The organism is Vibrio sp. 10N.261.55.A10 (assembly GCF_041470825.1).
Taxonomy (GTDB): domain Bacteria; phylum Pseudomonadota; class Gammaproteobacteria; order Enterobacterales; family Vibrionaceae; genus Vibrio; species Vibrio crassostreae_C.
In genome coordinates this window covers 1-14,891 of record NZ_JBFRNC010000094.1, presented here as the reverse complement: position 1 = coordinate 14,891, position 14,891 = coordinate 1, and the positions used below count along the sequence as shown (strand labels likewise).

11 protein-coding genes are annotated in these 14,891 nt (G+C 41.2%); 6 read left to right on the top strand and 5 right to left on the bottom strand.

The window, feature by feature from the left end; translation table 11 throughout:
- Nucleotides 1-63: 63 nt before the first annotated feature.
- A complete protein-coding gene (locus AB4274_RS21480) occupies nucleotides 64-2,196 on the bottom strand; it encodes a TonB-dependent hemoglobin/transferrin/lactoferrin family receptor (protein WP_372113196.1) in 2,133 nt (710 codons plus the stop codon).
- Nucleotides 2,197-2,421: 225 nt separating this feature from the next.
- Between AB4274_RS21480 and AB4274_RS21475 the strand changes: the two genes are divergently transcribed.
- On the top strand, nucleotides 2,422-3,309 hold the full coding sequence (locus tag AB4274_RS21475) for a LysR family transcriptional regulator (RefSeq protein WP_372113194.1): 888 nt from the start codon (nucleotides 2,422-2,424) through the stop codon (nucleotides 3,307-3,309).
- On the opposite strand, the gene AB4274_RS21470 is transcribed toward AB4274_RS21475, so the two are convergent.
- Entirely contained in the window at nucleotides 3,301-5,982 is a 2,682-nt protein-coding gene (locus AB4274_RS21470; RefSeq protein WP_372113192.1) for a GNAT family N-acetyltransferase, read from the bottom strand. The two genes, AB4274_RS21475 and AB4274_RS21470, sit on opposite strands and share 9 nt — an antisense overlap.
- Before the next feature lie 216 nt (nucleotides 5,983-6,198).
- On the opposite strand from AB4274_RS21470, the gene AB4274_RS21465 reads away from it, so the two are divergent.
- A complete protein-coding gene (locus tag AB4274_RS21465) occupies nucleotides 6,199-6,762 on the top strand; it encodes an SPOR domain-containing protein (protein WP_372113190.1) in 564 nt (187 codons plus the stop codon).
- 179 nt (nucleotides 6,763-6,941) lie between these two features.
- The gene (locus tag AB4274_RS21460) at nucleotides 6,942-7,937 is read left to right on the top strand and encodes a D-alanine--D-alanine ligase (protein ID WP_048613615.1); all 996 of its coding nucleotides are present in this window, start codon (nucleotides 6,942-6,944) and stop codon (nucleotides 7,935-7,937) included.
- Between the two features lie 155 nt (nucleotides 7,938-8,092).
- Here the strand turns inward: AB4274_RS21460 and AB4274_RS21455 are convergent, their stop codons facing one another.
- A complete protein-coding gene (locus AB4274_RS21455) occupies nucleotides 8,093-9,061 on the bottom strand; it encodes a tyrosine-type recombinase/integrase (RefSeq protein ID WP_017060094.1) in 969 nt (322 codons plus the stop codon).
- Between the two features lie 100 nt (nucleotides 9,062-9,161).
- On the opposite strand from AB4274_RS21455, the gene AB4274_RS21450 reads away from it, so the two are divergent.
- Nucleotides 9,162-9,530 (top strand): DUF3319 domain-containing protein, encoded by a 369-nt coding sequence (locus tag AB4274_RS21450; RefSeq protein ID WP_017060095.1) that lies wholly within the window; start codon nucleotides 9,162-9,164, stop codon nucleotides 9,528-9,530.
- Nucleotides 9,531-9,533: 3 nt separating this feature from the next.
- Nucleotides 9,534-9,845: a stress response translation initiation inhibitor YciH gene (yciH, locus tag AB4274_RS21445; protein ID WP_008221404.1), complete on the top strand. Its 312-nt coding sequence runs from the start codon at nucleotides 9,534-9,536 to the stop codon at nucleotides 9,843-9,845.
- 909 nt (nucleotides 9,846-10,754) lie between these two features.
- On the opposite strand, the gene AB4274_RS21440 is transcribed toward yciH, so the two are convergent.
- Both AB4274_RS21440 and AB4274_RS21435 read right to left on the bottom strand, forming a co-directional pair.
- Nucleotides 10,755-11,714, bottom strand: a complete 960-nt coding sequence (locus AB4274_RS21440; protein WP_372113188.1) for a retron St85 family RNA-directed DNA polymerase — start codon at nucleotides 11,712-11,714, stop codon at nucleotides 10,755-10,757.
- Between the two features lie 152 nt (nucleotides 11,715-11,866).
- A complete protein-coding gene (locus tag AB4274_RS21435) occupies nucleotides 11,867-12,772 on the bottom strand; it encodes a retron St85 family effector protein (protein ID WP_372113186.1) in 906 nt (301 codons plus the stop codon).
- A 224-nt stretch (nucleotides 12,773-12,996) separates the two neighbouring features.
- Here AB4274_RS21435 and AB4274_RS21430 point away from each other — a divergent pair, with 224 nt between their 5' ends.
- Nucleotides 12,997-14,832: an ATP-dependent endonuclease gene (locus tag AB4274_RS21430; protein WP_372113184.1), complete on the top strand. Its 1,836-nt coding sequence runs from the start codon at nucleotides 12,997-12,999 to the stop codon at nucleotides 14,830-14,832.
- The last annotated feature ends 59 nt before the right edge of the window (nucleotides 14,833-14,891 follow it).

Genomic DNA, 14,891 nt, shown 5'->3' with positions numbered 1-14,891 from the left:
ACTATTGGGGGTCAGTTCAATTTAGCTGGCTTTTTAGTATCTGCAATTCAGGTTCTTAACGAATTAGAATTCGTATTTAGCTGTAATTGACCAGTTACGACCTGCTTGCGTGTAATCTTTATCTTCTTGTGAGAATCCACGAACGTCATTCCACGAGTAGTACTCTTCATCCGTAACGTTGAAGAGACCTGCTCTAAGCGTAAGATCCTTCATCGGCAAGTAGTATGCTGTTAGGTCTACTACAGTTGCTGAATCAATTGGTAGAATTTCATCACTCAAACCATCGCTGTTGATATCACTAGACTTCTTGCCTGCAGTATAGCTAATGTTAAGCGACGTACCCCATAGTGCTGAAGGAGCATCATAGTTAAAACCAACAACAGCGTTCCAAGGGTTCACACTGTTAAGAGGATTACCTTCGCCATCTTCACCTTCAGTATACGTTGCAGAAACACGAGTACTAACACCTTTCACTGGCATGAAGCTATTCCAAGACAGTGTATTTGACGCTTCGATACCTTTAATTACAGCTTCATCAATATTTACATTCTTATATATTGTTGGATCCATAGGAGTGGCTGAGCCACTAACTGCTACGTTATCAATAAAGTTATCGTAATCGCTGTAAAAGATGGCGATTTCGCTTGATGAATAATTTGTGTTATGACGCCAACCTAACTCGTATGAAATACTTTCTTCAGCTTCTAAGTCAGGGTTAGGGGCATTCAAATAACCGTGAGCAGGATTACCAAATGAGTAGTAAAGCTCTTGGAAATCAGGAGCTCTAAAGCCTTGGCTGATTTGACCGAAGATCTTATTTTCATCATTAAGCGTGTAAGTTGTACCCAAACGTCCGGTAACAGCTGAGTCTGAATATTTTGCATAAGACTCTTCTGGGTTACCACTTGGGTTTTGACTTGTATCACCTGGATCAGTTTCAAAACCATCAAAACGAACACCCGGAGTAATCATCCAATTTCCGATCGTCATTTCATTTTGAGCAAAGAATCCATATTTTCTTTCAGATGCGGCAGGGATGTAGAAAATAACTTGGTCTGCGCTGATAGAGTTATATTCGTTATTAACGTTTTTAATGTCTTTGTCCGAATATGAAGCGCCATAGATAAAGTAGTTTTCTACATTACCCGTCATGAAGAACTTATCGAATTGCACATCAAATTGATAACCTTCATCCTCGTAGATATAGTCCTTTTTCTGAACATTACCTGCCGGAGGTAGGAACATACCGCCATTAGAAGTACGATTAGTTACGCCATTCTCTTCTTTGCTCAGCCAGTCAGCTTGCCAAGTAACAGTATCTGCAAACGCTAGGTCAGCATCCCAAATATGTTTGATACCGATTTGCTGTTGGCTAGTTGTGTCTTCGCCAGTGTAGTCGGTGTAACTTGCACTATTTAAATCGGTATCACCAGAATTCTCAATGAAGTTACCAGAAAACTCTAAACGGTGTTGTTCGTTTAATTGGTACTGAAGCTTAACCAACAAGTTGTTGTTCTGAGTATCTTGCTCATCAGGTGTACCAAAGTTATCAGTTTGCTCACCGTCTCTGCGAGTATAAGCAACTAACGTTTCTAGGTCGCCAATACGATTTGCTAAAGCAACCGATTCGCTAAAGGTATTATCAGATGAAGAGTAGTTGAACTTCGCGTGGCCACCGAAGTCTTTGTCTTTTAAAAAGTCACTCGGGTCTTTTGTTTCGAACGCAGCAATACCACCAATCGCATCAGAACCATACAGAGAAGAAGCCGCACCTTTAACAATCTCGACAGACTTCAACATATCCGTATCAACATCAATGCGTGAAGAGTTAATGAAGTTATATGACTGAGTACCACTTGGAGTAAATTGGCTAGTTTGTGATACTCCATCAACGATAACCTTTACTCGGTTACCTTCCATACCACGAATGTTAATACCTTGAATCCCTTGGCGAGAATTCGTAGTCACCGTGACACCTGGTGTGTACTTAAATAAGTCTTCTACATCCGTAACCATGTTTTTTTCGATATCTTTATCGTTAATCACAGTTACCGACGCAGCAACATCTTCAAGTTGTTGATTAGTACGAGTCGAAGATACAACAACCTCGTCAAATAGGGCATAATCTTCAGCAAAGGCTGATGTTGATGAAAGCGCTAAAACGATTGAAGCAGAGAGTAGGGATTGCTTATACATCTGATAGTTACCTTAATTCCATAGTATTATCTTGATTTGCGAAAGATAATATTGGATCTAAATGATAATTACTATTATTTGCATTTCAATTTATTTGTACTTTTGTCATTACAAACACGCCTAAACCGTATAACTCTTTGTATTAAAAGACCTTTAATGGTTCCATTTATCTGGTGAATGCTTCCATTTTTGTGATTAACCTCTCATTTATAAAGTAGGGAACTGATGCATAGTCCAATAACACTTGAAGCATTACACATATTAGATGCCATCGACCGACGTGGAAGTTTCGCCGCTGCAGCCAATGAAATGGACAGAGCACCTTCATCACTCAGTTATCAAATCCAGAAGCTTGAACAAGATCTGGACATCATGATTTTTGACCGCTCTGGACATCGTGCAAACTTCACAGAAGCGGGCCAGTTGATACTTGAGCAAGGTAGGGTAATTCTTGGAGCAACAGAACGCCTTGTTAACGAGGCAAGCATTCTAGCCAACGGTTGGGAGCTCGATTTGACCATCGCCTTTGATGGCATTATCCCGATTGCTAACTTTTTCCCACTGGTAGATGAACTAGGAAAAATCAGTAAAACACGCGTTCGTTTGCAAGAAGAGATCTTAGCAGGGTGTTGGGAATCCCTTTCAGACGGCAGAGCAGATTTACTGGTGTGCCCAAAGGTTGACACTATCCCAAACGACATGAAAAGTGACGTTATCGGTAAAATGGAAATGGTTTGGGTAGCGGCATCAAACCACTATGTTCATAAACGTTCTGGTGAATTCGACCAAAAGGCGAGAGAAAGTTACAGGGTTATTGCTATTGCAGATACCGCGCGCGAACAGCCTGCACTAAGTATCAATATTCTAGAAAAACAGCCACGATTAACCGTGACGAGCTTTCCTGCAAAAGTAGAGGCTTTGACATCAGGGCTAGGGATTGGAACCTTGCCGAATAGTGTCGCTAAACCTTTGATTGAATCTGGCATTCTACAGCAGATCTCCGGTACCGAGCCGCAGCCTATTGATATAGTAATGGCTTGGCGGCGCAACAAAATGGGCGACGCCAAGTCTTGGTGTATCCAACATCTTAAAAAGACATGGGCGTTAAAGTAACGGTAACACCATATCTGCAGTACCATCTTCAAAACTGATATCTAGCTTAAAACCGAGCTTTTGAGCTAGTGTCAGCATCCCTCTATTGGTTGGCATCGTCATACCCGACATCTGCTTGGTCTGCTTCGCACGGCAGTAATCGATAACCTTGGTCATAAGAATGCGACCTAGACCAACACCTTTAAGGTCAGAACGAATCAATATTGCGAATTCGGCGTCTGTGTTCTCAGGGTTAATCAGCGCACGGGACACGCCGATGATCGCTGGAACGCCTTGTTCCTCGCGAACGACCACAAAGGCGATTTCTCTATCGAAATCAATCTGAGTGAAATTCGCCAACGCCTCATGATTGAATTCACCGACATCACTAAAGAAACGCTTATAGAGATCTTCCTTAGACACACGGTTAATGAAGTCAGCATGCAGCGGTTCATCTTCGGGAAGAATAGGGCGTAACAACACTTCGGTTCCATCTTTTAGCTGGATACGTTCTTCAAGCTCGACTGGGTAAGGGCGAATGGCCAACCTTTCTTGCGGATCCCCTTCGTAGGCTTTCAATATGATATCAGCGTCTAATATCGTGAATTTGTCTCCGTTGGCGAGTACTGGATGGATATCCAAATCATGTATTTCAGGGCAATCAACGACCATCTGCGATATACGTACCAATAATTCAGAAAGGCCCTCTATATCAATCGGGTTAGGGAGTTTTTGTAGACGAATCTTGCCACTTTTTATCGCTCGAATAATCAAGTAGCGCGCCAGTGTCATGTTGAGCGGTGGAAAAGCAGCGGCGGCGTCAATCGATTCATCCCATTCCGAGCCACCTTGTCCAAGTAAAATGATAGGGCCAAAGGTTTCGTCCGTTGTGACCTTAACTCGCAGTTCTTGGCCACCCGCGAGCTTGGCCATTCCTTGAATTAACAAGCCATGGATGTGCGCTGTAGGGAAGGATAATTGAGAACGATCGAGAATTGCCTGAGCCGCATTGGCCACTTCACTGCTGTTTCGCAAATTGAGCATCACGCCTTGTACGTCTGACTTATGTGCAATATCCGGCGAACGTAATTTTACTGCGACGGGATAACCAATCGTTTCAGCGATGTGCACCGCTTCACTTGGGTCAGAAGCGATCCAAGTTGGTAACACATCGAGGTTGAAGCTCTTGAAAAACTGACTGTTTTGGTGAGTATCAAGGCTAACTGTATCTTTATCCAGTAATTGTCTTTTTATCCAACTTTTCGCATCTGCTAGATCTTCAATGTGTACTTTTTCTGCAGTAGTCGGCGTTTCCATTAACTGACGTTGGTTACGTCTGTACTCGACTAAGTGCATGAATGCGACCACTGAGCTTTCAGGGGTTCGATAGGTAGGGAAACCCGCTTCGGTAAACAGCTTTCGTGCAGGCCTTGCTGTTAGCTCACCAGACCAATTCGTCAGGATATTAAAGCGCTTGTGGCGAGGGTGCTTTTTAATCGCTTCAATAATTCGTTCTGCCGTTTTAGCGGAATGTGCAATTGCTGAAGGGCTGTGCATGATAAGAATCGCATCCGCTTCATCACCATCGAGTAATATGTTTATGGTGTCGATATAACGTTGGTCACCGGCATCACCAACAATATCGATAGGATTGCTGTGAGACCAACTCGATGGCAACACCTTGTTCAACTTATCAAGTGTCTCTTCTGAAAACTCTGCAAGCTTGCCACCGCGGTCAAATAGGGTATCCACCGCCATAATTGCAGGACCGCCACCGTTAGTAACAATAGCCAAGCGCTCGCCGCGCAATGGTACTGAATGAGTCAGTGTTTCTACCGCAGCAAACAGTTCATGTAAGTTCTTAACTCGTAGCATGCCGCTGCGTCGAATTGCAGAGTCGTAAATGATATCTAATGTGTCGGCACCGCCAGTGTGTGCCATTGCTGCGGCTCTGCCTTTCGCCGTTCGACCGCCTTTCAACACCAAAATTCGTCTGTTACGCGAAGCCGCACGCGCTGCAGAAATAAAGCGTCTCGCATCGGTAATGCTGTCTACATAAAGCAATATCGCTTCGGTGTGAGAGTCGGTGCTGAGATAATCCAATAACTCCGAGAATTCGATATCGCTACCATTGCCTATGGAGATAAACGCCGAAAAACCGATCTCTTTGTCATTAGCCCAATCGAGAATAGTGGTACACACAGCTGCCGACTGAGAAACAAAGGCGATCTTACCGGGTAATGCTGTCACTGGAGAGAATGAGGCGTTCAAATTTAACCAAGGGACAATTACCCCCAAACTATTGGAACCCAACACTCGAACGTTGTGCTTCTTGGCAATAGCTAGGCATCGTTCATCATACGTCTCGCCATTATCGCTTTCTTGCTGCATGTCTGAAGAAAGCACAATGACAGAGGCTATACCTTTCTCAGCCAGCTCTTCAAAAATGGCTACATTGCGGGTCGCATTGGTACACAAGATTGCGAGATCAGGAACAATCGGTAACGACAAAATGTTCTTGTAAGAAAGAACGCCGGCCACTGAGTCATATTTCGGCGTAACCGGCATCACCGCACCTTTAAAATCCCCATGCAACAAATTGTTCATAACGATATATCCTGCGCGCGTTTCTCGTTGAGAAGCACCAACAACAGCGATTGAACGGGGTTTAAGTAGGGGATCAAGATGATTCATAGACATATCCTAGCAATGCACGTAAGTTCATCGTAACTTACTTTGCACTTACGGGTTGATGGCAAATTCACCGAATTCAGATGAATAAGCAAACACTGCATAAAGTTTGTGAAATAGGTCACCCACTAATGGTGTATAATCTCAAAGTTAACTTGATTCTAAACCGACGTATCGGCATGATTTATAGTAATTATTATTAAGGATATAGAGCTTTCCATGAAAAAATTTGCAATTGTGACTTTGCCACTGCTCTTGGCTGCATGTGTATCTGACGACTACGTTACCAATGTCACTTCAGATAGTTATCAAGAAGAGTACAAAACGGCAAAAGTTGAAGCTCCCGTTGTATCTCAATCTGAGCAAACAAGCGTTGTTGAAGAAAATGTTGTCAACGTTATCAGAACCGAACCTGTTGAACAGAAAGTCGCTCAAACGACTAAAGCTAAGCCAGTTGCCGTAGTGACAGGCCCAACCAAGAAACAACAAGACATGAACCAACGTTTTGGTTACACAGTTCAAGTTGTTGCTCTTGGCAGCCAAAGTAAAGTCGATTCTTTCGTTAAAATGCTACCTACGACTTCTCAACCAGTTTGGGAAAACTACAAAATGGTTAACGGCACTAAGTGGTTCACGGTACTTTATGGTGACTACGCAACGCGCTTAGAAGCTAAAAAAGCAATCTCAACACTGCCGAACACTTTCCAAAACTTGAAGCCGTTCGTTAAGAGCATTGATGACATCAAGAACTCTGAATACCCAACGCTTAACAAGTTGAACTAAGTTTTGATTCATAAAGAAGGGGCAAATGCTCCTTCTTTTGTTTTAAGACTCGCTGTTTTGTTTAATAGTTAATCGCTCGATCTTTCGAACGCAATTTTAACAATCAAAACACTGTACCTATCTCGACTTTTGTTTATCATTGAAGTCAGTACTCCTAGTTTCAAGGACCGAATTTACCCATGAACACCACAAACATCCTTCTACTTTGCGGCGGTGGATCTTCAGAGCATGAAGTGTCTTTAGTTTCAGCCAATTACCTTTTTGAACAACTCAATAGCGTTGCAGATTTTAACGTTGTAAGAGTTGAAATTAAAAACGAAGGCTGGTGTCTTGATTCAGGTGAATTGGTTTATCTTGATATTAACGACCAAACCTTGCGCGGTGACAATTTAGCATCTAAAGTCGATTTCATTGTGCCTTGCATCCACGGCTTCCCAGGTGAAACTGGTGATATTCAATCACTGTTTGAAATGGCTAAAATTCCATATCTAGGCTGTGGTTCAGAAGCTAGCAATAACAGCTTTAACAAAATCACTTCAAAGCTTTGGTACGACGCACTCGGCATTCCAAATACGCCGTACCTGTTCTTATCAGACAACAATGATCAAGCTCACTCTCAAGCAATTCAAGCATTTGAAAAGTGGGGTAAAGTGTTTGTGAAAGCGGCTCGTCAAGGTTCTTCTGTAGGTTGTTACCAAGTTAACCAAGTAGAAGATTTAAGCGAGGCTATCAACAAGGCGTTCACTTTCTCGGACCAAGTATTGGTTGAGAAATCAGTGGTGCCTAGAGAGCTAGAAATTGCTGCTTATGAAATCGATGGCGAGCTACACATCAGCAAGCCGGGTGAGGTGATTGCACCGAATGGCGCATTTTACTCTTACGAAGAGAAGTACAGTGCAGACAGCCACTCGATCACTGAAGTTGAAGCAAGTAATTTAACTGACGAACAGCGTGAATTGATTGCAGACAGCGCACGAAAAGTCTTCACCCAGATGAAGCTTCGTCACTTGTCTCGTATCGACTTCTTTTTAACGCAAGACAACGAGATCTACCTGAACGAAGTCAACACCTTCCCAGGTATGACGCCAATCTCCATGTTCCCTAAAATGGTTGAGCATGACGGCCACAAATTCAGCCAGTTCTTAGAAAACTGCGTGAGAACAAGCCTTTCTTAGGTTTCTAACTCGTTTTCGTTCACTTAGAGCTGAACCAACAAGTGCCTTGAGCTTTCGCCAAGGCGCTTTTTGTTTTTAACGCTAACCGTTTTTACAAATATCGTTTTAACCATAACTTATATCAAAATAGTAATATCCAAGTAATCTGCGACCCGTCATTGCCAAGGTATTAACGCCTTAAACTTCATCTTCTCACTATCAGCCGTTCCCGTGAAACCGACATATTGAGCTGGCATTGCCGGGCTAAGCCAACGACCAAAGTCCTGAATCTCTCTCACCTTAAGACCTTGTTTCGACAACTCTTGTGCAGCACCAACACGAATCGAATTTCCAGAGAAATGGTGATTTTCTGGCAGTTGAAGTAAGTCGCTAGCTCTTCTCAATATCCTATAGATGGACGAATCATCTAAAGGCTGCAAACCAATATTCTCATGCTTGTCTATCGCACGAAATACTGGCAAGTCATCTTGTATACCAGTAAACGAAAGCCAACGTTGAAGTGCAACACTGGCTATTTGTGACAACTGATAAGCCGAATCTTTGACTGTTACTTGGTAATGATCTTCAACGTACTCAACATCACTCATCGATAACAACTTAAGCTCTGAGCGCTTTAAAGCACACTCGAACATCACGTTATAAATAGCAATGTCTCTGATCTCTTTCAGGTTTGCTTTCTCATGGGAGAGTAACGTATTCAAATCAGTGAGATGCACAGATGTCATAGCATTGGTTTGTTTAGCGTCACCGGCCATTTGAGATTGTAAGTGGAGTAGGGTAAAGCGAACTTGCCTGTGCTTGATCGGGTTTGCAAAGCTCAACACAGTATGTAACATGCTAAGCGTTGCAGTGTAACGTTTTAGCGATGCGTATTTTCTATCGTTAGACTCCGTTTCAAGAAAACGACGAACAGCGGTTATAGATGCGGGAAGTGTGTTAATACGATGTTTGGTACAGAACGCATGATAGCGATTCCAATCACTGTAAATGCCCAACAGTGAATTGCGAGAGTATTGAAATCCTGTCAACTCATCTATAATTTCTATTGTCGCGTTGCTGTTTAATTTTTCAACAAATGAATTAATTATCACAGAGTCAGTTAAAATAGGGACTTTTTTTCTCAAATTACCATACCTCGACAGGTGTTTTTACCATATTATGCTTGATATCATTATTAGTATACTTATGATTAATGCAGTGAAAACAGAAAGATGATTAATAGATATGGCTAATTCAATTTACCGAAGCGTCCATCTTCAATCGATAGATGCTAACAACACAGTTTGGCGTGCTAAGTTAAAAAACAACGTTATTCAGGGCAACCTAGCTGCCGTGAAAAAGAGTATTGATTGGTGGATTGATACCGCATCTATTATTGATCCAAAAGAATTCATGTCATTAAATAAGTCGAGAGGAACTGGTGGCTCGACTGAAAACTTCAACGGCTACCAAATCAAGAATGACACCGGTGAGCCTAATGCGTGGTATTGCATGTTTAACGGTCGCTTAATCAAAGGCGGCAAGGTTGCAATCCAACGCCATATAGAAGCTTACTTACTCGCAAAACAAAAAGCAGAGCAACAAAAGAAGTAAATTATGAGCCTAGTATATTCAACAGAAACAGGTCGCATTAAGCCTGAAGAAGAGAAAGTCCAACGTCCTAAAGGCGATGGTATCGTTCGAATCCAAAAAGAAACCAAAGGCCGTAAAGGCAAAGGCGTTTCTGTCGTAACTGGCTTAGACCTAGATGACGCACCATTAAAACTAATGGCAGCAGAACTCAAGAAAGTTTGCGGCTGCGGTGGCTCAGTAAAAGATGGCAACATTGAAATTCAAGGTGACGCGCGCGACAAGATCAAAGCGCACCTTGAAAAGAAAGGCTACAAAGTTAAATTTGCTGGCGGTTAATCTCTAACTAATACCAGGGTTAAAATCGAAGATTATTATCACTGGTTATTAGGTATTTTATGGTAAATAGCCAGTTTGGTTAAATACACAGTATAAATTAGAGAATATCGGCACAATACAAAGGCAGGGCATCACACAAAGATACCTGCCTTATAAACATCAAAATCAATTTAACATAACGTACATAATACGCACTGAGACTGTAAGACCCAGATAGTAATGTCACTATTTTCCAAAGCTATCCTTATCATCGTTTCCCCTTAAAACCTTTATTACAACTGGTGCCTCAAGCATATTGAGTTCACCAGCATTCTCTAAACGCTGTTTTAACCCAACCATTATACGTGTGGCCAACATCTACATGATTCGTTTACACAAAGCCGATCAACGAGAACATTTGTTCTGTCTGACTTACATCTTCTTGTACTCATGATTCAGCGCGCTGTGTGTTAACCTTGTGGGCATTGCTGTCGTTTCTTTTTCAGATTTTACACACGCCACCGTGTTTCTTGTTCGCTACACACGTTGAATTCTGTTTTGTGTTATCCAGTAAGCCAGTTAAGTTTTCTCACACGAGCTCGTCTGTAAACTTCCATGCTGAATTTTTTAGTTCAACTTACAGCTCGCTCTAAAGTTTGTGTTTGTTGGTTAGATTATTGGATTACTCTGTGTGTCCCTCAGATCTACGTAATGTCACGAACAGACATGTTCACATGAGTTAAGTCACTTTACCGAAACCACAAACCACAAACCACCAAATTCAAATAAGACCAAGCAAAACACCCATACCTAACAACTTTCATTCGCTCTCCAGAATATTGATGTGCAAGACAATATAATAAGCTCGTCTTTCAGTGCTTACTAGACTTTACGTTGTTGAAATCGCAAACATCGATAAAGTGACGCACCTTAATCTCTTCTACCGATTAGGTTGTCTTTAGCTACTGAGGTGGGATATTTCTTTTCATACTGATCGATATAACCATACAAGCGGCTATAAGATTTTTTATCAACTGAATAAACAAAAGATAGCCATCCATTAACGAACAAGAAATCTACTGACTTGCCTGTAAATAAGTTATAAATAGCCGCTCTAATCTCTCTAAGCTTCTGTCGACCAATCCCTACTCTATTTTCAGAAAGTACTAATCCTGTAACTTTTTTTTGCCTTTTAGTCCCGCATATTTTGGTCTTTCGCTTATTTATGACTAAATCTTCGCCAGCAATGATGGTCCCTAGAAAAGACTTGGCCTTTTGCATTTTTATAGCGGTATTTGCAGACAGAGTTATATCATCAGCATATCTGGTATAGGTTATGCCTCGTGGACCGGCATATCCTTGAATTCGCGCATCTAGTCTTGCACAAACCAAGTTAGCGAGTTTAGGAGATGCTGGAGAGCCCTGCGGTAATACTTCGTAATATGTACACAGATTCATCAACAGGCGGGACATTTCTTTGTTATAACCTATTGAGCTAAATACACCATATACTTTGTACGCTGGAATCGAAGGGAAAAAGTCTTCTAAGTCTATCGACAATATATAGCTCGCACCTACATGAGGTGTAGCATTGTCTAAGATGGAAGTTCCAATTTCAAAACCTTTTGAGTATGGAGAACTATTTAACTTATCGAGTATATTTCTAAGAATCCAAGATTGAACTGCTTTTAGTTCTCTACATGGTTGAGCGATTTCTCGCGTACCACCTGACTTCTTAGGCAAATTATAAGTTTTATATAAAGAATCAGAAGATATCGATAATGATCTTAGAGTACTAGGTGATAGCTTCATCGCATGAGCGAAGTCATCGATAGATGATAATGCAGGTAAACCAAAATTTTTGAGGCGATAAATATTATCAGGAGGCATGTGGCGAGATACCCTTACGTCTTAATTAACGGATTTGACTGTGCAGTTCAAGAAACGAATGTCTTCTTGCTCTGCACAGTTAAATGCGACATTGAACTAGCTTTGATACAGGACAGCGAAGCACTATCCAGTGAACAGGTGTACACTATTTGCTAAGGGTATCCGCCGTAGGACATCCTACCACTATTCACTGTAGCATTTCTACGATTTTCAGCGTTAAGCACTTCTAATCTTATTGCATCTAACTTCCTGTTACTAAAAGTATCTCTAACATATGTAGCCCCTTCAGGGGTTACGTTGTAGCCGTCTAAAGTTCTCGAAATCAATCTCTTTGAAGCAAGTCTACCTAATGCAGATTTCGTAGCTATCTCACAGAACTTGGAGTCGCTACCAGTAGCAAACCCAATAAGTCGAGTTAATATGTAGAAATTGGTGTTATCAATTAAATAAATGCACGGCAAAATAAAGTGCTCGGCTTCTAAGATGTTAGCAACATCCTTTTTAACCGGGTGTGTTTTTTTGATCTTTGTAACTCGCTCGTTTACCGTTCGATAGAGTTTTTTACCTAAAGTTAAATCATCCAAATCTTTGTAGTTAACTTGGAAAACTTTGCCTGTATTGGAGGCTTTAATCAGTCGATACGGCCCGTAATTGATAAAGCTCTTTTGACCACGATACTTTTTGTTAGAAATAACAATTAGTTTTTTAGCTAACTTTTCATTGTTAGAAAACGCACCTATTTCAGCAAACGAGCCTGGACTTTCAGGAAAAAGAATAATGGCATCGACACAATCGGCTAAGACATTTTCTAAATGAAGCAAGCTATGCTGGCCCGGCCCGGCTAAAAGATCATCAAAAATATCTTCAGGGTACAAAAGCTCATATTTAGAATGTCGTTCTAGTACCTTGGCCATCTTGGATCGACCAGTATCTGCATCCGTGATATCGGCACCACAAAGAAAAATCGTGGTTTTCTTCTCAGTCAAAGGGACAAAAATATTAGTTTTAATAACATCCGCAATAGACTTTAGGTCTTTGTCATTAAACGACTTTTTCATAGGTTACTTTGAGTTAGGCTTGTGCGTTGAGTATACATTGTCACAAACAATATTAGAAAGCACTCAACCAACAACTTTCCATTTATTTGAAGTAGACATTTACTAATATTGTTCAAGTAAACATCTGATCTAAATCATGATTTCATTGACTTAGGGTTTTAATTCTAGCGATCTATCGACCTGAGTGATAAACCTAGTGCATATGAACATAAATTGGAGGTTACATGTCTGTACGTTTAGAGAAACTGCTGATTTCAAATTTTCGGTCGATTGGAGGCATTCCTGTTGAGATTGAACTTGATGATATTGTCATCTTGGTTGGTGGCAACAATTTTGGTAAAAGTACTATCCTTAAAGCATATTACGCTGCAGTAAATAGTGAAAAACTAACCAAAGAAGACTTTCACAACAATATTGTCAACAATCCCCACGCCCTGCCCACTATCGAAATTCATATGATATGTAGTGGCGATGATATGCCTAGCTCCGGTTTCCGAGAAGTTTTAAACGAAGAACAAGGCGACCAAAGCCCGGTAAGAATCAAAGAAAAATTTGTCTGGGAAAAAGTTAATGAAGCACCTTCAAGGCTTGGATTCCGCGTTGATCTTGAACGTTACCCTACCCCTGAGGATCCGTCTCCTCATAGGCCTTGGGCTACTGATAACGCGTCTAGAAAAAAGAGACCCAAAGCTCATCTAATAGGGACGTTTGACAATCCAGACAACCAAAATGATTCAATAAAAAATATCTTAGTCGATGTACTTTTAGAGCAAAAAATAAGGGAGTTCAGACCATCAGAAGACTCACTAACGTTTACAACATTGCATGAGCAAATCAATAGTCTTAAGGGCGAGTTTGTTACAGCAACAAGAGCTGCTTTAAACGATTTAGCCGATGAAATATCAGAATACGCATGTAAAATCGTACCTGAACACAAACTCAGTATAACTTTACAAGAAGCTAATGTTGCTGAAAGTAATTTGAAAATATTCGACAGTAAAGAAGTCGACGTAAGGTTTGGGAAAGGTGAACAAATGTTTCCCGTATCAAACCACGGCAGCGGAGCTAGGAGAACCTTACTGTGGGCGGTTCTGAAAAAAATCGCTGAACTTGGCTACGAATCATTAGATAAGGGTAAAAAATATAAACCGCTTGGTAGTATAAAGTCACACTTACTGCTCTTAGATGAACCCGAATTAAGCCTTCACCCTTATGCCTGTCGTGAGACAAGAGATATGCTTTACTCTATCGCTGAAACAAACGACAACTGGCAGATAATGATAACTACTCACTCTCCAAGTTTCATTGATTTAACCAGAGATCATACAAAAATCATCAGAGTTGAGAGTTTAGGAAATGACGTTGTTGCTACAACGATATTTAAACCTGATGATATTGAGTTCACTGATGATGAAACAGAGTCATTGAAACTCCAAAACCTGTTAAACCCAGACGTCATGGAGTTCTTTTTTGGCGGCAAAGTGTTGCTGGTAGAGGGAGATACGGAGTTTTCAGCCTTTGGCAAAATTATTGCTGACTCAAAATCGCAAGGTGAGACGTTGTTTGATGATCTATTGATTTTGAGGTGCGGAGGAAAAGTCCAAGTCTCGATGTTTATGAAGATTCTCAAGCACTTCAAAAAGCCTTACTTTGTTCTTCATGATATAGATTCGATGCAGATTTTAAAAAACCGCTGGATTAAGCAAGAAGATGGGACTAAACAAAAAGAGCTAAGAGTAGAGACGAACCCTGCTTGGACCAACAATACAAAGATACATAATCAAATGTCTGACATCAGCAGTGTTTACGCTTCAATTATAAATTTTGAAACGGCATATTTCGACAATGGAATTGATTCAGGCAAACCTGAAAATGCCTTGAACATGCTAAAGGATCCAGAAATCTACTCTATAGTGAGCAATTTACTTCGCGCCATTATCACTGACGACCAAACTATTCTGCCGATTGGAGCGACTAGATGGACTGAGATCGAAGAGATCCAAGACAAGTTTGAAACTTATGCTATCGATAACCCAGAAGTAGTACCAATTGCACCTTAGTACCTAAGGTGCAATCGAGTAGGAGGAGGCCTCACGGCTTCCGTCCTCTCACACCACCG